The sequence below is a fragment of the Kitasatospora sp. NPDC056800 genome (assembly GCF_042789775.1).
Taxonomy (GTDB): Bacteria; Actinomycetota; Actinomycetes; order Streptomycetales; family Streptomycetaceae; genus Kitasatospora.
Map to the genome: position 1 here is coordinate 26,068 of NZ_JBHUAL010000015.1, position 20,036 is coordinate 46,103.

18 protein-coding genes are annotated in these 20,036 nt (G+C 74.7%); 11 read left to right on the forward strand and 7 right to left on the reverse strand.

Features of this window, described 5'->3' with window-relative positions; all coding sequences use genetic code 11:
* Nucleotides 1-39: 39 nt before the first annotated feature.
* Together ACFRQN_RS05485 and ACFRQN_RS05490 are read left to right on the forward strand one after the other, a co-directional pair.
* A complete protein-coding gene (locus ACFRQN_RS05485; RefSeq protein ID WP_079272077.1) occupies nt 40-654 on the forward strand; it encodes a hypothetical protein in 615 nt (204 codons plus the stop codon).
* Between the two features lie 85 nt (nt 655-739).
* Nucleotides 740-1,222: a hypothetical protein gene (locus tag ACFRQN_RS05490; protein WP_380738444.1), complete on the forward strand. Its 483-nt coding sequence runs from the start codon at nt 740-742 to the stop codon at nt 1,220-1,222.
* A gap of 57 nt (nt 1,223-1,279) precedes the next feature.
* Here ACFRQN_RS05490 and ACFRQN_RS05495 read toward each other — a convergent pair whose 3' ends face one another.
* The 3 genes from ACFRQN_RS05495 to ACFRQN_RS05505 all read right to left on the reverse strand — a co-directional run bounded on the left by ACFRQN_RS05495 (nt 1,280) and on the right by ACFRQN_RS05505 (nt 6,982).
* Nucleotides 1,280-4,546, reverse strand: coding sequence for an error-prone DNA polymerase (locus tag ACFRQN_RS05495; protein WP_380738446.1), 3,267 nt, complete (start codon nt 4,544-4,546; stop codon nt 1,280-1,282).
* 122 nt (nt 4,547-4,668) lie between these two features.
* Nucleotides 4,669-6,345 carry a DNA polymerase Y family protein gene (locus ACFRQN_RS05500; RefSeq protein ID WP_380738448.1) on the reverse strand — a complete coding sequence of 559 codons (1,677 nt, stop codon included), beginning with the start codon at nt 6,343-6,345 and terminating at the stop codon, nt 4,669-4,671.
* A gap of 1 nt (nt 6,346) precedes the next feature.
* Nucleotides 6,347-6,982 (reverse strand): hypothetical protein, encoded by a 636-nt coding sequence (locus ACFRQN_RS05505; protein WP_380738450.1) that lies wholly within the window; start codon nt 6,980-6,982, stop codon nt 6,347-6,349.
* A gap of 378 nt (nt 6,983-7,360) precedes the next feature.
* Here ACFRQN_RS05505 and ACFRQN_RS05510 point away from each other — a divergent pair, with 378 nt between their 5' ends.
* The 3 genes from ACFRQN_RS05510 to ACFRQN_RS05520 all read left to right on the forward strand — a co-directional run bounded on the left by ACFRQN_RS05510 (nt 7,361) and on the right by ACFRQN_RS05520 (nt 9,515).
* Nucleotides 7,361-8,062, forward strand: coding sequence for a helix-turn-helix domain-containing protein (locus ACFRQN_RS05510; protein ID WP_082345866.1), 702 nt, complete (start codon nt 7,361-7,363; stop codon nt 8,060-8,062).
* Nucleotides 8,059-8,838, forward strand: coding sequence for an SRPBCC domain-containing protein (locus tag ACFRQN_RS05515; RefSeq protein WP_380738452.1), 780 nt, complete (start codon nt 8,059-8,061; stop codon nt 8,836-8,838). Before ACFRQN_RS05510 ends, ACFRQN_RS05515 begins: the two co-directional genes overlap by 4 nt.
* Nucleotides 8,839-8,942: 104 nt before the next feature.
* Nucleotides 8,943-9,515: a dihydrofolate reductase family protein gene (locus ACFRQN_RS05520; RefSeq protein ID WP_049653782.1), complete on the forward strand. Its 573-nt coding sequence runs from the start codon at nt 8,943-8,945 to the stop codon at nt 9,513-9,515.
* Nucleotides 9,516-9,573: 58 nt separating this feature from the next.
* Here ACFRQN_RS05520 and ACFRQN_RS05525 read toward each other — a convergent pair whose 3' ends face one another.
* On the reverse strand, nt 9,574-10,413 hold the full coding sequence (locus tag ACFRQN_RS05525; RefSeq protein ID WP_380738455.1) for a class I SAM-dependent methyltransferase: 840 nt from the start codon (nt 10,411-10,413) through the stop codon (nt 9,574-9,576).
* A gap of 123 nt (nt 10,414-10,536) precedes the next feature.
* On the opposite strand from ACFRQN_RS05525, the gene ACFRQN_RS05530 reads away from it, so the two are divergent.
* Nucleotides 10,537-11,127, forward strand: a complete 591-nt coding sequence (locus tag ACFRQN_RS05530; protein WP_380738457.1) for a DinB family protein — start codon at nt 10,537-10,539, stop codon at nt 11,125-11,127.
* 40 nt (nt 11,128-11,167) lie between these two features.
* Here the strand turns inward: ACFRQN_RS05530 and ACFRQN_RS05535 are convergent, their stop codons facing one another.
* Nucleotides 11,168-11,725 carry an ATP-binding protein gene (locus ACFRQN_RS05535; RefSeq protein WP_380738459.1) on the reverse strand — a complete coding sequence of 186 codons (558 nt, stop codon included), beginning with the start codon at nt 11,723-11,725 and terminating at the stop codon, nt 11,168-11,170.
* 242 nt (nt 11,726-11,967) lie between these two features.
* Here ACFRQN_RS05535 and ACFRQN_RS05540 point away from each other — a divergent pair, with 242 nt between their 5' ends.
* From ACFRQN_RS05540 to ACFRQN_RS05560, 5 genes are all read left to right on the forward strand, one after another.
* Nucleotides 11,968-12,681 carry a hypothetical protein gene (locus ACFRQN_RS05540; protein WP_380738461.1) on the forward strand — a complete coding sequence of 238 codons (714 nt, stop codon included), beginning with the start codon at nt 11,968-11,970 and terminating at the stop codon, nt 12,679-12,681.
* Between the two features lie 125 nt (nt 12,682-12,806).
* Entirely contained in the window at nt 12,807-13,943 is a 1,137-nt protein-coding gene (locus ACFRQN_RS05545; protein ID WP_380738463.1) for an SUKH-4 family immunity protein, read from the forward strand.
* Nucleotides 13,944-13,966: 23 nt separating this feature from the next.
* Nucleotides 13,967-14,374 (forward strand): DUF6191 domain-containing protein, encoded by a 408-nt coding sequence (locus ACFRQN_RS05550; RefSeq protein WP_380738465.1) that lies wholly within the window; start codon nt 13,967-13,969, stop codon nt 14,372-14,374.
* 437 nt (nt 14,375-14,811) lie between these two features.
* Nucleotides 14,812-15,855: a DUF2332 domain-containing protein gene (locus tag ACFRQN_RS05555; RefSeq protein ID WP_380738467.1), complete on the forward strand. Its 1,044-nt coding sequence runs from the start codon at nt 14,812-14,814 to the stop codon at nt 15,853-15,855.
* Nucleotides 15,856-15,996: 141 nt separating this feature from the next.
* A complete protein-coding gene (locus ACFRQN_RS05560) occupies nt 15,997-16,755 on the forward strand; it encodes a MerR family transcriptional regulator (RefSeq protein WP_380738469.1) in 759 nt (252 codons plus the stop codon).
* A gap of 138 nt (nt 16,756-16,893) precedes the next feature.
* Here ACFRQN_RS05560 and ACFRQN_RS05565 read toward each other — a convergent pair whose 3' ends face one another.
* Both ACFRQN_RS05565 and ACFRQN_RS05570 read right to left on the reverse strand, forming a co-directional pair.
* The gene (locus ACFRQN_RS05565) at nt 16,894-19,287 is read right to left on the reverse strand and encodes an FtsX-like permease family protein (RefSeq protein WP_380738471.1); all 2,394 of its coding nucleotides are present in this window, start codon (nt 19,285-19,287) and stop codon (nt 16,894-16,896) included.
* Nucleotides 19,284-19,997 (reverse strand): ABC transporter ATP-binding protein, encoded by a 714-nt coding sequence (locus ACFRQN_RS05570; RefSeq protein WP_234348522.1) that lies wholly within the window; start codon nt 19,995-19,997, stop codon nt 19,284-19,286. The genes ACFRQN_RS05565 and ACFRQN_RS05570 overlap by 4 nt, the downstream gene beginning before the upstream one ends.
* Between the last annotated feature and the right edge of the window lie 39 nt (nt 19,998-20,036).

Sequence of the window (20,036 nt, forward strand, 5' to 3'; positions counted from 1 at the left end):
GGGCGCGGGCGGACCGCCGGGGTTGGTTGAATGGCGCCCATGGACGACCTGCTCAACCGACTGCCCGCCATCCCCGACCTGCGCGACCGCTGCCGCGCCCTCGCCACGCTCGACGCGATCCTCAGCCCCGACGACTGGGAGGCGCGGTACCACTCCTTCGACGCCTCCTGGGATGAGGGCGAGGAGTTGGCCTCGATGCGCGACGGCGAGGGCGACGACTGGTGCCTGGTCTTCTCCCCCGTCGGCGCCTACGGGCGCGGCTTCGACCACGAGGCACCCAACGCCCCGGAGCTGCTCGCGGCCGTGCCCGAGGAGTTCCGCCGCTTCGCCGAGGAGCCCGCCTTCGGGGACGAGGACGGGCCGACGGTCACCCGCTGCTTCTGGCGCGCCCACGAGGACGGCGCCTGGCGGGGCGCGGCCGCCGAGCGGGGCGCGGAGGGCCTCTTCGACCTGCTGCTGGACGGCTCGGCCGCCGGGTACCGGGCCTGGGCCACGGAGTACTTCGAGCCGGAGCACGAGCTGGACCTCGCCGCGATCGAGCACGTCCTGGCGCTGCGCCCGCTCACCCCGGCCGTGCTGGCCGCGCTCAACCCGGACATCGACGAGGAGGAGCTCGCCGTCGACCTCGCGGAGATCGGCTACCCCGCCGCCTGACGTATCGTCACATCTGTTGGGCAGTACGGGTACACCACTCCTTCCGGCGATGGGCCGGAGCCTTCCGGGGTGGTGGAATGCCCGCATGATCCGTACACGTGCCATGCGCACCGCACTGTCCTTCACCGCCGCCCTGCTCGCCGTCGGCGGCCTGGCCGCCACCCCCGCCCAGGCCGCCGTCGCGGCGCCCGCCCCCGTGGTCGCCGGGGCCCAGGTCCGGGCGGCCACCCCGGCCGCCCAGCAGGTGCTCACCTTCCTGGAGGCGTACCGCAACGCCGTGGAGGGCGGGGGCGGCACCGAGAGCCCGCGGCAGGTCCGCGAGCAGTACCTCTCCCCGTACCTGAACTACCGGCTGGACCAGTGGGCGATGCGGAACGACGCCGATCCGGTGTTCCGCGCGCAGAACGTCCCGGCGAGCTGGTCGGCCCAGCAGGTCAAGGAGGAGGAGGGCTACGCCTCCGTCCGGCTGACCGAGTTCTGGAGCGGCGGGGGCAGCCAGGACGTCTGGTACACCGTCCGCCTCACCGACCTGCGGATCTTCGACCTCGGCGACCAGCCCGCCTTCTAGCCGCACCCCGACGCGTCGACGCGCGCCGCTTCACAGGCACACGCCGGCCCGCCCCGCTCAGAGGCCGATCCGGAGCGGGGTGAGCCGGGTGGCGACCAGGTTGGTCGCACCCCGGTCGCGCTCGACGCGGCCGTGCACCAGCAGCCCGGCCCGGTCCAGGGCGGTGCGGCGCTGGGACTCCCAGACCGGACGGTTGCAGATCACGTTGATCAGCCCGGTCTCGTCCTCCAGACTGAGGAAGAGCACCCCGCCGGCCGTCGGCGGCCGCTGCCGGTGGGTGACCAGGCCGCCGACCACCACCTCCGTTCCCGGTGGCACATCCGGGAGTTGGGCGGCGCTGAGCGCGCCGCCGTGCTCCAGCCGGGCGCGCAGGTGCTGGAGCGGGTGGCTGGTGGCGGAGGTGCCGGTGGCCCACAGGTCGGCGATGGTCTCCTCGACCGGGCTCATGCCGGGCAGCTCCGGCGCCTCGGTCCCGGGGGTGGTGCCGGGGATCAGTCCGTCCGAGATCCCGGCGAACGCCCCTGCCGCCCACAGTGCCTGACGTCTCGTCAGTTCGAAGCAGTCGAAGGCCCCCGCCGTCGCCAGCGCCTCCAGGGCGGGACCGGGCAGGCCGGTGCGGCGGGCGAAGTCCTCCAGGTCGGCGTACGGCTGCCCGGCCACGATCGCCTCGGCCTGCGGGGTGCCGATGCCGCGCACCGTCTCCAGGCCGAGCCGGATCGCCGGTTGCGGGCGCCCGGCGGTCAGCGGCGGTTTCGGGGTCGGCCCCCGGTACGGCTCCAGGGTGGGCCGCGCCCCACTGGCGTTGACGTCCACCCCGCGCACCCGCACGCCGTGCCGCCGGACGTCCGCGACCAGGCTGAGCGGCGAGTAGAAGCCCATCGGCTGGTTGGCCAGCAGGGCGCAGGTGAAGGCCGCCGGGAAGTGGTGCTTCAACCAGGCGCTGGCGTACACCAGGTAGGCGAAGCTGATCGCGTGGCTCTCCGGGAAGCCGTAGTTGGAGAAGGCCTCGATCTTGCCGTAGACGTCCTCCGCCACCTCGGCCGGGATGCCGCGCTCGGCCATCCCGGTGAGCAGCCGCTCGCGCAGCCGGGCGACCCGCTCGTGCGAGCGCTTGGCGCCCATCGCCTGGCGCAGCCGGTCGGCCTCCTCCGGGGTGAACCCGGCGCAGTCGATGGCGAGTTGCATCATCTGCTCCTGGAACAGCGGCACCCCGAGGGTCTTGCCGAGGGCGTTCTCCATCAGCGGGTGCGGGCAGCCGGGCGGTTCCGCCCCGGCCCGGCGGCGCAGGTACGGGTGGACGGAGCCGCCCTGGATCGGGCCGGGGCGGATCAGCGCCACCTCGACCACCAGGTCGTAGAAGTGGTCCGGCTTGAGCCGGGGCAGGGTCGCCATCTGGGCCCGGGACTCGACCTGGAACACCCCGACGGTGTCCGCCCGGCGCAGCATCGCGTACACGCCCTTGTCGTCGTCCGGGATGGTGGCCAGGTCGTAGCGCAGGCCGTGGTGCTCCGCGACCAGGTCGCAGGCGTCGTGCAGGGCGGCGAGCATGCCCAGGCCGAGCAGGTCGATCTTCACCAGCCCGGCGCCGGCGGTGGACTCCTTGTCCCACTGGAGCACGGAGCGCCCGGGCATCCGGGCCCACTCGGTGGGGCAGATCTCGCCGATCGGCTCCTTGGTGAGCACCATGCCGCCCGAGTGGATGCCCAGGTGGCGGGGCAGACCGTGGAGCTGGGCGGCGAGTCGGAGCACGTCGGCGGGGATGACGGCGTCCGCGCCGGGGGCGGAGCGGAAGTCGGTCTGCCGGCTGAACGCGTCCACCTGCCCCTGCGGGTAGCCGAGCACCCGGGCGGCGTCGCGGATCGCCAGCCGGGGCCGGTAGGTGATCACGTTGGCGACCTGGGCGGCGTGCTCGCGCCCGTAGCGGCCGTAGACGTACTGGATGACCTCCTCGCGGCGGCGGTTCTCGATGTCCAGGTCGATGTCGGGCGGCCCGTCCCGGGCGGTGGAGAGGAAGCGTTCGAACAGCAGCTTGTAGTGGACCGGGTCGACGGCGGTGATCCCGAGGGCGTAGCAGACCGCCGAGTTGGCGGCCGAGCCGCGGCCCTGGCACCAGATGTCCCGGCTCCGGCAGAAGTCCACGATGTCGTGCACGATCAGGAAGTAGCCGGCCAGGTCGAGGTCCTCGATCACGTCCAGCTCCTTGGCGAGCTGACGGCGTGCGGCCGCGTTGCCGGAGCCGAAGCGGGCCGGGCCGCCGGCCGCGACCAGGGCGCGCAGGTGGCCGATCTCGGTCCCGCCCGCGGGGACGGGGAAGCCTGGCAGCTCCGGGTCCAGCCGGGCGAAGTCGAAGGCGCAGGCCCGGCCGAGTTCGACGGTGGCCCGCTGCACCCCGGGGAAGCGGGCCAGCCGGCCGGCCATCTCGCGACCCGAACGCAGGTGCGCGGTGCCGGCCGCGCTGGTCCAGCCGACCGCGTCCTGGAGGGTGCGGCGCTCGTGCAGGGCGGCGAGGCTCTGCGCGAGGCGGCCCTGGGCGGGGCCGGCGTGGTGGGCGTTGGTGGAGGCGACGACGGGGAGCCGCGCCTTCGCCGCGAGGGCGGCGAGGGCGTCGTTGCGCCGGTCGTCGCCGGGCAGCCACTGGTCGATCAGCTCGACGTGGACGTTCTCCGGGCCGAACGCCTCGGCGAGGGTGCGGAGCCGGCGCTCGGCCTCGCCCTGGTCCGGGCCGTGCCTCCCGGCGAGCGCGGCGGGGACCCGGCCGAGGCGGCAGCCGGTGAGCACCGCCCAGTGGCCGCCGTGCGCCCCGGCGAGCGCCCCGAGGTCGTACACCGGGTTGCCCTTGGCGCCACCGGCCAGCTGGGCGGCGGCGATCGCGGCGGAGAGGCGCCGGTAGCCGGCCGGGTCGCGGGCGAGGACCAGCAGGTGCTCCTCCGTCCCGCCGTCGCGGCCCGTCCCGCCGTCGCGGATCGTCAGCTCGGCGCCGAACACGGTGCCCAGGCCCGTGCCCCGGGCCGCCTCGGCGAGCCGGACGGCGGCGTACAGGCCGTCGTGGTCGGTGATCGCGAGGGTCTCCACGCCGAGCCGGACCGCCTCGGCGACCAGGTCCTCCGGGTCGCTGGCGCCGTCCAGGAAGCTGAAGGCGGAGTGGACGTGCAGTTCGGCCCAGGGGGTGGCGGGCTGCTCCGGTGCGGCGGGCTTCTCCGGTGCGGCGCGTTCGGGAGCCGGGGCGGGGCGGCGCAGCGGGACGACCGTACGGTCCGGCGCCGCGCCGGTCAGCCGGCGGTGCAGCTCGCTCCAGGGGAGCGTGGGGTGGCTGGTGAAGCCCATCGGGAGTTGCCTTCGTCGTTCTCGTGCTCGTCCTGCTCCCCCCTGCTCGCCTACTCGGCCTTCTCGGCCTGCTCCCTTCGGCCCTGCCCTTGCGGGCCTGCTCCGTTCGGGTGCCGGGGCCGCTAGTCGTAGCCGGCCTCCAGGTACCAGGCACCCCCCTCCACGGTGAGCAGCAGCGCCCGGCCGCCGTCCACCACGACCTGGAACCGTGCCCGGCGCCGGGCCAGCGACTGGTCCCACCAGTACTCGACCGCCGGCCAGGGCCCGGTCCAGCCGTCCACCCGCTCCTCCCGGCCCCGGACCACGACCAGGGCCGGCCGGGCCGACACCCCCGCCCGGCCGTCCACCGTGACCGGCCGCCCGGCCCCGTCCAGCACCCGCACCGGCGCCGGCTCCCGCAGCACCACGGCGGGCCACACCTCCGGCAGCCGCCCCGGCCACGGCGCGTCGACCGGCACCGCCGCCTCGTACGGCTCGCCCCACGGCACCTTCACCGCCTGCTCGCCCGGGCCGCGCCCGCCGGCCGGCTCGATCCGGCGCAGCCCGGCGTGGCCGAGCACCGCCTGCACCCGGGCGACCGCCCGCTCCACCCGGTCGTCCGCGACGGCCTGGCCCCACAGCGCGAGCTGGCGGCCCTGGTCCGGGGAGAGGCCGTCGGGGGCGAGCCGGAGCAGGGTGAAGCCGGTGTCCTCCCTACCCTCCCCGTTACCGTCGCCGTCGCCGTCGCCTGTGCCGGTGAAGGTGCCCGCGCCCTGCCAGGCCTGGAGCTGCCAGCGGACCCGCTCGGCCAGCGCCGTCGCGGACAGCCGGCCCTCGTGCCGCCACAGCCGGGAGGCCGTCCGGCCATCCGCGCAGGCCACCTCGACGGCCACCCGGCGGCAGGTCAGCCCGGCCCCGGCCAGCCGCTGGTGCAGCTGCTCGGCCAGCGCGCGGGCGACGAACACCAGCGGTTCGGCCGACGGCTCCGGCGGGTCGAAGCGCTGCTCGACGGCGAGGTCCGGCTCCTCGTCGCGGGGCACCAGCGGACGCGGCTGCAAGCCGCGGGCCAGCCGGTGCGCGACCGTCCCGGACGGGCCGAAGCGGTCCGCGACCGACTCGGCCGGCAGCGCGGCGAAGGCCCCGACGGTGGGCAGGCCGAGCCGCCCGAGCAGTTCGGCCAGCGCCTCGTCGCCCAGCGCGCTCACCGGGTACGGGGCGAGGAACTCCGCCGTCCGTCCGGCCGGGACCAGCACCCCGGCCCGGGCGGCGAGCACGGCGGCGAACAGGCCGTCGGCGACGCCGACCCGGGCCCGGGGGGCGGTGGTGGCCGGTGGAGGGGCGGTGGGCTGCCGCTCTTCGACGGCCGGCGCGCCCGGAACGGCGTCCGGGACGAGCGGCTGCCCGAGGGCGTCCGCCACCGCCCTGCCGACCTTGTCGGCCAGCGCCTCCTCGCCGCCGAAGTAGCGGCCCGGGCCCTTCACCGGGATCGCGCACAGGCCCGGGCGGATCACCTCCACCCGGGGCGTGAACGCCTCCACCGCCGCGACCACCGGCTCGAAGCGGCGGGTCTCCGCCTCCGGGTCGCGGTCGCGCAACTCCAGCTCCGGGCAGAGCCGTTGGGCCAGCTTGAGCCGCTGCCCCTGCCGCACCCCGGCCGCCCGGGCGCCCTCCGAGCAGGCGAGGATCCGCCCGCCCTCGGTCACCGCTACCGGGTCGTCGCCGGTGACGGCTGCCACCGGCCAGTCCGGGCACCAGACCACCAGCACCCGGGGGGTCCTGTCGTCCGCCGTCCCGGATGCCATCGCTGTCTCGGCCGTCACCTCAGACCACCGCCGCCACGCGGGGTGCCATCGGCTCCGCCGCCGGTATCACCGTGGGTTCCGCCACCGGCTGCGGCTGCTCCTGGAGCGGACGCACCGCGCCGTACTCGTCCGGCAGCCAGAGCCGGGCCGTCCGGCCGCGCACCGCCGAGCCGCGGCCCTCGGCCACCACCTCCACCTGTCGGCCGACGAGTTGTCCGTGGCCGTCGCCCAGTCCGAACCAGCGCCCGGAACGCACCGCCAGCCGCAGTGCCGCGCCCGGCCACGGTCCGGCGACCAGCAGCACGCAGCCGCTGCGCCGCAGCACCGCCGCCAGCCGGGCGGCCAGCTTCGGCGGCACCGGCCCGTCCGGGCGCAGCATGATCAGCTCGACCGCGCCGGCCAGCACCGAGACCACCTCGGCCCAGTGCGGCCCCGGGTCGTCCGCGACCAGCAGCCGGCGCAGGTCCAGCCCGTACCCCTCGGCGGCGGCCAGTCCCAGGTCCGGCAGTCCGACCGCCGCGGCCCAGCCGCCTCCGATCTCCTTCACCCCGGCGGCGAGCGCCAGCAGCAGCCCGGTGTCCCCGCCCGCCACCGACACCGCCGTCCCCCGGCGCAGCCCGGCCTCGGGCAGCACCTCCCGGAGCGCGGACGGCACCGGCAGCAGCCCCCGCCCCTCCCTCTGCTCCCCGTCCTCCCCCTGCTGCCCCCGTTTTCCCGGCACGGCAGCCGGGGACGCCACCGGGCGGAGCACGGGGCGTGCGGTCTGCTCGGCGGTTGATTCGAAAAAAGGTTCGAAAACGGGCACACCCCCAGGATCGAACATTCGTTCGCAAAGATTCAAGTCCGATCCGTCCACCCCACCCGTCACTCTCCGCTGTCCCGCCTCGGCGGGGCTGCGCGGATCGCGGCGCGGCGCGGCGCGGCGCGGCCGCCGGAGGCTCCGGCACCGGACGGGCGACACCGTTCGTCCGACCGGACTACCGACAAACCTTTTTTCCTTGACAAATTTTTTTGTCGGATGGATGCTGGAACGGTGCTGGAAGTCGCCGTGATCGAAGAACCCGCCGCGGCCGAGGCCTCGCTGGACCCCCTGCGGTCACGCCTCCTCGCCGCCCTGACCGAGCCCGCCTCGGCCGCCATGCTGGCCGCCCGGCTGGGCCTGCCCCGGCAGAAGGTCAACTACCACCTGAAGGAACTGGAGCGGCACGGCCTCGTCGAACTCGACGAGGAACGCCGCAAGGGCAACGTCACCGAACGGGTGTACCGCGCCACCGCGGCCTCCTACGTGATCTCCCCCAGCGTCCTGGCCGCCGTGAGCCCGGACCCCGCCCGCTCCCCCGACCAGCTCTCCGCCCGCTGGCTGCTGGCGCTCGGCTCCCGGCTGGTGCAGGAGGTCGGGGCCCTGCTGACCGGCGCCTCCCGGGCCCGCCGGCGGGTCGCCAGCTTCGGCATCGACGCGCAGGTGCGGTTCGCCTCCGCCGCCGACCGGGCCGCCTTCGCCGAGGAACTGGCCCAGTCCGTGGCCACCCTCGTCAGCCGCTACCACGACGAGTCCGCCCCCGGGGGCCGCAGCCACCGGGTGATCGTCGGACTCCACCAGATCCCCGCCGCCCAGCCCGGCCCCGGGGCGGAGCAGGACGGGACCAGGGCGGAGCAGGACGTGACCGGCACGGAACAGGCCGGCCCCGGCACGGAACAGGCCGTCACCCGGGCGGACCAGGAGGACCCACGATGACCCACCCGTTCGAGATCGAGCTGGAGACCTCCCTGCCGGCGAGCCCGGAACAGGTCTGGGAGGCGATCGCCACCGGACCGGGGATCGACTCCTGGTTCATGGGCCGCAACGAGCTGGACCCGCGCGAGGGCGGCACCGCCGTCATGGAGACCGGGGGCCACCGCGCGGAGGCGGTCGTCACCGCCTACGAGCCCGGCAAGCGCCTGGCCACCCGTACGGCCACCGGCGAGGACGGCCGGTTCATGGCCTTCGAGTACCTGATCGAGGGCCGGGACGGCGGCGCCACCGTGCTCCGCGTCGTCCACAGCGGCCTGCTCGGCGACGACTGGCAGGACGAGTACGACGCGCTGCGCCGCGGCTGGCCCTTCCACCTCCACACGCTCCGCGAGTACCTCACCCACTTCCCCGGCCGCACCGCCGTCCCCGTCTTCGCCGCCGCACCGGCGGCCGGCCGGACGGAACCGGAGGTCCGGGCCCTCCTCGCCCGCGCCCTGTCGCTGCCGCTCCCGGTCGCCGCGGGCACCCGGGTCCACGGCGAACCGGCGGGCCTGCCGCCGCTGGACGGCGAGGTGGTCTGGGCGGACGACGAGCGCTTCGAGGTCCGCACCGCCGACGGGCTCTACACCTTCCACCACGGCTCCGGCCTGGTGCTGATGTTCCACCACCTCTTCGGCCCGACTCCGGGCGGGGCCGGGGGCGGAGCCGGGACCGGGGCCGGGGGCGAGGCCGAGGCCGAGGCCGCCTGGCAGCGGTGGCTGACCGGAGCCCTCGCCTGACCTTTCGGACCTTCGGGCCATCGGACCTTCAGACCTTCAGATCTCCTTCAGACCTCCTTCAGACCCGACAGAAGCAGAACCGCACGAGAACCGAGGTACCACCCATGCGCACCCTGATCAGCACCGCCTTCATCTCGCTCGACGGCGTCGTCGAGGGCCCCGGCGGCGAACCCGGCTACCGCAACTCCGGCTGGACCTTCAAGGACATCGAGTTCCTCCCCGAGGCGTTCGAGATCAAGGGGCGGGAGCAGGAGGAGGCCACCGCGATGCTGCTCGGCCGGGCCAGCTACCAGGCGTTCAGCCCGGTGTGGCCGGACATGGCGGAGTTCGCCCACTACAAGACGCTGCCGAAGTACGTCGTCTCCACCACCCTCGCCGAGGCCGACCTGGTGTCGAACTGGGGCGAGACCAGCATCCTGCGCTCGCTCGACGAGGTCGCCGCACTGAAGGAGACCGAGGGCGGCCCGATCATCGTCCACGGCAGCGCCACCCTGAACCACGCCCTCTCGGACGCCGGCCTGATCGACCGCTACCACCTGCTCGTCTTCCCGCTGCTGCTCGGCGCCGGCAAGCGCCTGTTCAGCACGACGGACAAGGACGCCCAGAAGCTGAAGCTGGTCGAGTACGGGGCCTACGGGAACGGCATCCAGAAGCAGGTCCTCGACGTGGTCCGCTGACCGCTCTCCACTCCTCCTCTCCATCCTCCCCCGTGGGAGCGTTGACGGCCCCGGACCGTCAACGCTCTTCCGTGGTGCCCCAGATGAACACCTCACTGCTCGGCTGCCGCTCCGAGAAGAGCCCCGACGGCGAGGTCCGGGCGAGGAGGCGGCGGAGGTCCGCCTCGAAGGCCGGACGGCGCTCGGCGAAGAGGTGCGGGGCCGAGAAGGAGAGCGCGAAGACGCCCGCGACCGCGTCGTCGGCCGTGCGCTCCAGCGGCCGTCCGCCCGGGACGACGATCCGCTGCGGGCCGGCGAAGCCCGCCCGGGCGAGGACGGCGGCCTCGTCGCCCGGCGTGCCGTGCGGCAGCAGCCCCTGCCCGGCGCGGCGGACCGGGCCGAGGTAGCGCCGGACCAGCCCGTCGATCGCGGCGTACGGGACCGGCGGGTGCGGCAGCCCCTCGGTGGGACGCGGTTCGCCCTTCAGGTCCGAGACGTGCGCCAGGGCACCGCCGGGCCGCAGCATGCGCCGTACGGTCGCCGCCACCAGGTCGCGGTCCATCCAGTGGAAGGACTGGCCGAAGACCGCCAGTGTGAAGGTGCCGAGGCCCGGCGGCAGTTCCTCGGCCCTGGCCCGCACCCAGGTGGCCTTGGGCTCCTCGGCGCCCACGCGGCGCGCCTCGGCGATCATCCCGGCGTCCGGGTCCACCCCGACGACCTCGTCGAACAGGTGGGCCAGCCCCAGCGCCAGCGTGCCCGGCCCGCACCCCACGTCGAGCAGCCGCCCCCGCCCGTCGAGCCCCAGCGCCCCGGCCAGCGCCTCCGCCAGTCCGGGGGCGTACGGGAGCCTGCCCCGGGTGTAGTGGGCGGCCGTTCCGGCGAACAGCGTCTCGTCCCAGGACCAGGCGTCGCCGGTCATGGCTGCTCCTCACAGGTCTGTTTCGGGTGAACAGGCTTGATCGTGGCACAGGTTGACGCCTGGTCGGGGCGGGTGGGATCGGAAATCGATGGACAGGCATCATGCGATCAACAGACTGATCCCATGACCACTGCAGATGACAAGAACGACCTCCGGATCTACATCCAGGACGCCCGCGACGCCCTGCTCTGGAAGCTCGAAGGCCTCTCCGAGTACGACCTGCGCCGCCCGCTCACCCCCACCGGAACCAACCTGCTGGGCCTGGTCAAGCACGTCACCGGCGCCGAGGCGCTGTACTTCGGCGACACCTTCGGCCGCCCCTTCCCCGAGCCGGCCCCGGTGTGGATCACCGGCCAGACCGAGCCGAACGGCGACCTGTGGGCGCGGGCGGACGAGAGCACCGACGAGGTCGTCGGGCGCTACCGGCGGGTCTGGGCGCACTCCGACGCCACCATCGAGGCCCTGCCGCTGGACGCCGTCGGCAAGGTGCCGTTCGGCGCCCGCCACGAGCAGACCCTGCACCGGGTACTCGTCCACATGATCGCCGAGACCCACCGCCACGTCGGCCACGCCGACCTGGTCCGCGAACTCGTCGACGGCGCCACCGGCCAGCGCTCCGACGGCGCCAACACCGCCCCCGGCGACACCGACTGGTGGCGGGCCCACCACGACCGCGTGGAGCGGGCGGCCCGGGAGGCCGGCGGCCTCGCCTGAGCCGGAGAACGCCGGGAGGGCGGAGGAGCGGCCGGGGATCTCAGCCTCCGTGCCGGGCGGGCGCGCCGACGTGCCGCACGACGGCCGCCGCCCGGTCGGCGAGCGGCCCCGGAGCGATCGGGACGCACACGTACCCGAACCCGGCATAGGCCTCCCGGTGGATCCGCTCGAACCGCAGCGACTCCTCGTACGAGATGCGCCGCGCCTCGGTCGGGGTGACGAAGCCCGGGCTCTCCACGAAGAACACCTCGCGTTCGTACACCTCCTCCGCCCGGATGCGCTTCAACTCCCGGGCGAGGAAAGGGGTCACGGGATGACCGAGGTACACCGCCAGGGCGTACGTGCACACCGGCGAGCGGTCGAAGAACCGCACCTCCCCCGGCCCGCCGACGGCCCCCTCCTGCCGCTGCCTCTGCAGGGCGACCACCGCGTCCACGAACGACGGGTCCGCCCACGGCTCCGGCACGCCCTGGGCCTGCCGCAGCGCGATGACGTCCGTGGCGGCCTCCTCGACCACCGGGTAGCCCGCGCACTCCAACCACCGCAGGACCGCCGTCTTCCCGGCCCCCGGGGTACCGGTCAGCAGATAGCGCTTCATCCCCGCACTCTACGGGGCCGGGGTGGCGGGTGCGGGGCGCCGTAGGGTGTCGGGCATCGGGGGCAGGGGCAGGGCACATGGGGGCATGGGGGCATGGGGGCATCCGGCGTGACGGACGAGGGGCAGGGTGTGAGGACGGCCGTCCGGTGCCCGGACTGCGGGGGCACCGCCGTCCGCAGCGTCGGCCAGTTCCTGCTACGCGGGCGGGAGTTGCGGTGGGACGCCGAGCGGTTCTGCCCCCAGTGCGTAGCCGTCTGCTGCGACTGGGGCCAGGAGGCCGCGCGGGGCTCCCGCTCCGGCAGACCCGGGAACTCCTCGACGAGCTACGGGACTTCGACCTGAGCGGGACGACCGTCGAGATGGCGTACTGGCGGGTGCGGCTGGCCGAACGGGGAGTCGCGGCCGAGACGGCGGACGGCTTCGGACGGGCGTACCGGTACGTGGGACCGCCGGAACTGTGGCCGGGGGACGACGGCGGGACGGGCACCGGACGCGGCCAACCGGTACGGACAGCAGGCGAGTTCGCCGCCTGGGTGGCGGAGCGGACGGCGGCGGAGCTCGCGGAGCCGTTCACCTTCGTGGTCGGCCTCGGCGGCACACTGCGGCTCGCTCCGCGCCGTAGCGAGCATATGGCCTGCGCGGGTGGGGAGTTGGTGCTGAGCGCCGGGGAGATCGGGTTCCGGCGTTCGCGGGACGGCTGGGAGGTCGAGACGGTCGGCAACCACTCCACCGGCTACTGCCCCGACACCACCTCCTGGCCCGCCGTCGCCGCCGCCCTCACCCTCGTCGGACTCCCGCACCCCGGCGCCTTCACCCACGCCGCGGTCTTCCGCCGCTGCCCGCGGTGCGGCAACTGCAACCTCGTCCGCAAGGAGCACTACGCCTGCGCCTTCTGCGCCTTCTGCGACGCGGACCTGCCCGAACACTGGAACGTCGACGAGGTCGCGCTGCCGTGACCCGGGCGGGCCACCGCACACCGCCCCCACCCACAGCGCACCTCAGCACTGTCAGGCCGGACCGCTAGGGTCTGTGGGTCACGGGGCAGGCCGGGAAAGGGTGGGGGCACGTGAGGTGTGAGCGGGTGGCGGAGCTGCCGGGTGGGGTGGTGCACGCGGGGAGCCGGGAGTTCCTGGTGCGGGAGGGGCTGCCTGCGGCCGGGGCGTTCCTGGACTTCGAGGCGCTCCGGGGCGGGGAGCTGACGGCGCTCCCGGCGGAGGCGGAGCGGCTGTTCGTCCTCGGGGAGACGGAGTACTGCACGCCGTTCGCCGCCGGCGGCAGCCTGGTGCTGCTGGACGGGGTGACCGGTGAGGTGTTCCTGGACAACGGCGGCCCGCGCCGCGACCTGCTGGCCTCCGGCCTGACCGCCCTGGCGGGCCTGGTGCGCGAGGTCGACACGGTGGCCGAGGCGGCGCTGCGCCCTGAGGCGCTGGACGGGCGGCGCGGGCCGGCCGTCCTGGCCGAGGTGCTGGCAGGAGCCGAACGGCGGATGCGGGAGATCGATCCCGGCCTGTTCGGCGACGGCTCCGCACCGCCCCCGCACTGGGGCACCGCGCTGCTGGTGCGGGCGCTGGGCTGGGGCGCCCTGCCGGGCGGTCCGGGCGGGCCCGCGTACGCGATAGCCCCGGAGCTGGTGGCGGAGCTGGCCGCGCTGACGGACGAGGACGGCGGCCCCGGACGGGTGCACCGCTTCCGGCCCGCCGAGCTGCCCGCCGCCCTGGTCCACGAGCCGACCCGGCGGCTGCTGACCGAGGTCGGCCTGCCGCTGGGCGGGGCGATGTTCGGGGTGTGCGAGGAACCGCTGGTCACCATGGGCGAGGCCTACCCCGAGTACTTCGACGGCGAGGAGGAACGCCCGTACCAGCGGGACTTCCTCGCCCTCGGGGACTGGCCGACCGACCTCACGATCGCCCTGGACGGCGCCACCGGCCGGCTGGAGCTGCCGGACTGGTACGACGACGGCCACCCCGAGGCCTACCTCAACCGCGACCTGTCCGCCCTGCTCTACGCCCTCTGGACGTACGAGCGGCTGCGCGCCGAATGGGATCGCTGGGACTACGGCCGGGCCCGGGAAACGTGGTCGGTGTTCGATCCGCAGGCACTGCTGAGCGCAGTGGTGGACCGGCTGGTGGAGGCCGTCGACCCGGAGGCGTTCGCCTCGCCCGGCTGCTCCTGGCGGCTGCTCGCCGAGGACGGCCACATGGGCGGCCTGCTGGGCTGAACGCCCAGGAGCCGTTGCCGCCGGTGGGTGACAAGCCCGGTCAGCCGCCGCCGTGGACGGCGGCAACGGCCAGGAACGGATGTGTCACCTCCACGCGTTGGACCGACATGGTGATGATGGCGGGTCTGCTCCTCATGGCAGTACTGGTGATCGTGCCCTTCACACTGGCCTCGATCCGGCATCTCGTGGTGCGATCGGGCAGCCCGCGATGGTTGTGCCGCCGTCTGACCACCCGGACGCGAAGGAGCGGGCTCGGCCTTGGCGCCACCGCGACCGAGGAGTTGCACGCCTTCTTCAATGCCAACAAGCGCGTGCAGATCGAGCAGCGGCGGACTCAACTGGTCCTACGGGACGACGACCACGCCGGCGCCCCGCCTCGCCTGGGTGTCGACTTGGGCGCCGGCACCGCAGTCGTCCGACAGCAGCGGTAGTTCACCCTCCTTCTCCTTGCGCCCGACGCGTGCTGGAGCCTGCCGAACTCGCGGACGAGCCCTGGGAAGCGGCCTGGGGAGCTGCTCCTGGACGATGACGCGCTCGCCCTCGCCGTTGGGTTCCTCGAAGGCGGCGAAGTGGCGTTCCAGGAGATCATCGGAGACGGTGATGCTGTTCACCGCAGGCCCAACACCGAACTCATGCTCGCCCGACGGGCCACCTGCCGGTCACCCGGTGGCCGATCCACCGGGCCGGTACGCCCCGAACCCAGTCGCTCCCAAGGCCGTGAGCCCCACCACCCGGCGGTCACGGCGGACCGCGCCACTCCTGCTTCACCGTCCGGGAGAGCGCTTGGGGTCAGCGGGTGGCACGTCGGTCCGGGCGTAGGCTGGGCCGATTCGATCACTCGCGAAGGCGTCGAAAGGACCGGTGGGGGATGCGCGGCGACACGGAGGAGCTCTACCGGGCGTTCGCGGAGCGGGAGGCGCGCGGGAACTCGCCGATCTACCAGGAACTGGCCGAAGGCGTCGCCGGGGACGGGCAGTTGCGCGCACTGCTGGACGGGCTTCCGGCCGCGAAGCGGCAGCCGAACCTGCTGTTCGGCGCGGTCCGGCACCTGGGTGGGCCGGTGACGGAGGGCTGGCCGGCTTTCCGTGACTGGACGGCGGAGCGGTGGGCCGAGGTCTCGGCGACGATGCTGGAGCGGCGGACGCAGACCAACGAGGCGGGCCGCTGCGCCACCCTGCTGCCGCTGCTGGCCGCGCTGCCGCAGCCGCTCGCCCTGATCGAGGTGGGCGCCTCGGCCGGGCTCTGCCTGTACCCGGACCGCTATCGGTACCGGTACCTGGCCGGGGACCAGGACGGGGACGGGCAGCGGGACGGGGACGGACATGAGCGTGGGGCCGGTGCCCCGGTCGCCGAGTTCGGCGCCGCCGCGAGCCCGGTGACGCTGGACTGCGTGGTGAGCGGGCCGGTGCCGCTCCCAAACTCCCTGCGGGAACGGCTGCCCGAGGTGGTGTGGCGGGCCGGGATCGACCTCAATCCGTTGGACGTGCGGGCCGAGGAGGACATGCGCTGGCTGGAGTCGCTGGTCTGGCCCGAGCAGACCCACCGGCTGGAACGGCTGCGCGGCGCCGTCCGGGTCGCCCGGGCCGAACCGCCGCTGCTGGTGCGCGGCGATCTCAACGCGACGGTACGGGAGTTGGTCGCGCGGGCCCCGGCGGGGGCGACGCCGGTGGTGTTCCACAGCGCGGTGCTCGCGTACCTGCCGCCGGAGGAGCGGGAGGAGTTCGCGGCGACGATGCGTGAACTGCCCGGGCACTGGATCTCCAACGAGGCGGTCTCGGTGCTGCCGGCCGTCGCCCGACGCCTCCCCCGCCCGGCGGCCGTCGCCGGGCTGTTCGCGCTGGCCCTGGACGAGCGGCCGGTGGCCTTCACCGGACCGCACGGGCAGTCCCTGGACTGGTTCGGCGAGGCCTGAGCGGCCGTACGACAACGTGCGGGCAGCGTGGAAGTCCCGGGCTTGAAGCTGCCGCAGCGGCAGCTTCTACCGTCGTGACCAGGGCCGGAGAACCGGCCCTGGTCCACGCGAACGTGGAACGTGGAAACGAGGGAGGCAACCATGGCCTGGCCCATCGCCGAGGTGGCCCGGATGTCCGGTGTGACGGCCAGGACCCTGCGGCACTACGACGAGATCGGGCTGCTGCCCCCGGCCTGGATCGGCTCCAACGGCCACCGCTACTACGAGGAGCGGCAGCTGCTCCAGCTGCAACAGATCCTGGTACTGCGGGCACTGGGCGTGGGGCTGACCGAGATCGCCCGGATCCTGAGCGATCAGGTGGACGAGCTGGAGGCCTTGCGGGGCCACCGCCGGCGGCTGGTCGCCGAGCGCGACCGGCTCGACGCCCTGGCCGCCACCGTTTCCCGCACGATCGCCGACCTGGAACGCTCCCAGAAGGACGGCACACCCATGACCATCAACCGCCCCGAGAACCTGTTCGAGGGCATCCAGCCCGACGACGTCGACGCGAGCCTGCGCGACTTCCCCGAGCACGCCGAGGCGGCCCGGCGCGCGACCGCCGCGACGACCCCGGCCGAGATCGAGGCCGGGCAGCGCGAGCGGACCGCCCGCATGATCCGCCTGGCGGAGCTGAAGGCGGCCGGCCACCCGGCCGACGCCGAGGCCGTGCAGAGCACGGTCGAGGAGGAGTACCGGCTGCTCCACGACTTCCGGTCCGTCTCGACCGAGGAGTACCTGGCGATCGCCCGCTCCTGCACCGAGAACGAGCAGTGGAGCGCCGCGTACGAGGCCATCGCCCCGGGCCTGGCCGCTTACCAGCGTGCTGCCATGGAGGCGTACGCGGCGGCACGGCTGTCCTGATCCGGGCCTGGTCCGGGCCTGATCGGACGGCCTGGGTCGGCCCTGCCCGGCCCGGCCCTGTCTGGGAGCCTTACGGGGGGTTCCCAGACGGGGCCGGGTACCGGGTTTTGTTTCCTCTCCTGGCCCTCCCCCGCGTCGTCACTCCGTCCGCAGCGCCGTGACCGTCCTGGTGCGGGCCGCCCAGGTGGCCGGGAGGGCGGCTCCGAGCAGGGCCAGCACCAGGCCGCCGAGTATCAGCGGCCCCACCACCGACGGGGCGAACACGGCGAGGTCGGCGTCCGGCACCCCGATTCCGGCGGCCCGTGCCATCGCGGGCATCACCCGGTGGTGCACCAGGATGCCGATCGGGACCCCGATCACCCCGGCCGCCAGCCCGCTGCCGCAGACCGAGGTGAGCACCATGCCGACGGTCTGCCGGGGTGACATCCCGAGCGCCTTGAGCACCCCGAGGTCGTGCACCCGCTCCCGGGTGTCCAGCAGCACGGTGTTGAGCACCCCGAGTCCCGCCACCACGGAGAGCAGCAGCGTGAGCGTGCCCGCCAGGGTGTTCATCGCCAGCACCACGATGCTGAGGTGCTCCTCTCCGGGGTCGGCGCTCAGGCCCAGCGGCTTCACGGCCTGGTCCAGCCCGTCGGCGTAGGACTGCGCATCGGTGCCCGGGGTGAGGTCGATGTGGAAGGTGAGCGCCTCGGCGTGGATCGCGCCGCCGAGCGGCGCCAGCGTGGACCGGTCCGTGAACACCAGGTCGTTGGTGGTCAGGACCTCGCCGGTGATCTTCGCCGGGGTGCTGCGTCCGTGGTCGGTGAGGGTGACGGTGTCACCGACCTTCGCCTGGGTGGCCCGCAGGGTGGCGGCGGCCACCACGACCTCGCCGGGGCCGTGGAACCAGCGGCCGGAGACCAGTTGGAAGCCGCTCCAGGAGGTGTCGCCGCTGAACGCGACCACTTCGGAGCGCCCGGTGCTGCCGGCCAGGGCGACCGGGGTCGGGACGGTGCTGTACCAGGCCCGGGTGCCCGGGCGGGAGTCGACGGCCCTGGCCACGGCCGCCTCGTCCACGTGGTCGGCGGACGGCGCGGCGCCGTCGAACGGGGTCTGGACCACCACCTTGCCCGCGCGGTCGGCCGCCAGACCGTCCTGGATCGAGCCCAGCGAGAGCGTCAGGCCGACGCAGAGGGTGACCCCGACCGTACCGAGCACCACGGCGGCCCCGGTGGTCGCCGAGCGGCCCGGCCGGTTGAGCGGGGAGGCCAGCCCGAGGCTGAGCGCCCGTGGCACCGGCAGCCGGCCGATCAGCTCCTGCGCCCGGGACACCGGGCCCACCGCCCCCGCCCCACCGACCGTGCCGCGGGCGGCTGCCCGCTTGGCGCCCGGCGCCGTCCGGCCGACCGCGAGCGCCTCCACCGTCCGCAGCCGCCCGGCCCGCAGCGCCGGCACCAGCGCGGTGCCCGCCACCGCCCCCAGGGCCGCCACCGCGACCACGACGTCCACCCAGACCGGGATGCCGAGCAGCCCGCCGCGCAGGGCCTTGTGAGCCAGCCCGAGGACCGGTACGGACAGCAGGTTGCCGAGGAGCACACCGAGCGCCGTGCCGACCCCGGCGGGTATCAGCGCCTGGCCGACGTAGGCGCGCGCCACCTGGGCCGGGGTGAAGCCCAGGGACTTGAGGATGCCGATCCGCCGGGTGGCGGCGCTGACGGCGCCGCTGACCACGACTCCGATGATCAGCACCGACATGGCCAGGCCGAGCACCCCGAAGGCCGTGACGAACGGGACGAAGGTCGAGGCCGTCCGGTTCGCCTCCTCCTGGGCGGGCCGGTAGGAGGTGGCCCTGGCGAGCGCCCCGCCCGGGACCGCGGCGGCCAGTGCGGCGCGGTCGGCCTCCACCTCGGCGTCGCCGCCGGCGTGGGCGAAGCGGTAGAGGTACTGGACGGAGGGCTCCGTTCCGGGCGCCGTCAGCCCGGCCACCTGCTCCGGGACAACCCAGCCGTCCGCGCTCCAGGAGACCGAGGCCGCCAGGCCGACGACCTTGAGCGTCGGATGCCCCGGCAGCTCCGGGAACTCCATGCTGTCGCCGACCGCCAGCGGCGAGTGCCCGTCCAGGAACACCACCTCGCCGGGGCCGGCGACCCAGCGGCCTTTGGTGATCCGCAGGCCGTCCAGCGGGCCGTCCTGGGCGCGGCCGACCAGCGTCATCGGCGGCAGCGGGCTCCCGGCCGGCGGGATCCGGGTATCGGGGCCGGAGCGCGGCTGGACGGCGACCGCCTGGTAGGGGCCGGCCGAGGCCGTCACGCCGGGCGCGTGGGCCGTCGCGGCGAGCTGGGCGGGGCTCGCCCTGGCCCGGTCGTACAGCACGTTGAGGTGGGCGCCGCGCTGGTCGGCGAAGGAGCGCTGGTACGGGCCCTGGGCGGCGACCAGCAGCCCGAGCGCGAGGATGCACGCCGTCACGGACACCATCGTGGTGAGCACCATCACCAGGGTCTGCACCCGCCGACGGCCGACCCCGGCGCGTACCACCTTGCCGAGCGCGCTCATCGGCCACCGCCCGGTGCCGGCACGGCCGCCGTGTCCCGGACCAGCCGGCCGTCGAGCAGTTCGATCGTCCGGTCGGCGCAGGCCTCGGCGAGCGCGGTGTCATGGGTGACCAGCAGGATCGTCTGGCCCTCCGCGTTGAGCCCGCGCAGCAGGTCGCGGACGTCGGCGGCGGAGGCGGTGTCCAGCGCCCCGGTGGGCTCGTCGGCCAGCAGCAGCGGCGGACGGTTCATCAGCGCCCGGGCGACCGCGACCCGCTGGCGCTCCCCGCCGGAGAGCCGGCCGGGGAAGGCCTTGGCGTGCCGGGCCACCCCCAGCCGCTCCAGCAGCTCCCCGGCCCGGGCCCGCGCCTGCTCCCGCCGCATCCCGGCCAGCTGGGCCGGGAGCAGCACGTTGTCCTCCGCGGTCAGGTCGTCCAGCAGGTTGAAGAACTGGAACACCATGCCGATCCGCGCCCGCCGGTACTCGGCCAGCGCGGCCTCGCCGAGCCGGTGCACGGCGACGCCGTCCACCTCCACCTCGCCCTCGCTCGGGCGGTCGAGGCCGGCGATCAGGTTCAGCAGGGTGGACTTGCCGCTGCCCGAACGGCCGAGCACGGCCAGTGCCTCTCCGGCCCGGACCTCCAGGTCGAGCCCGGCCAGGGCGGGACGGGCGGCGTCGGATCGGTCGTACGTCTTGCTGACGCCGCGGATCCGGATGATCGGCGCGTTCACGGGCCCTCCACTGTTCGGCGTCCGGCCCCGGGAAGCCCG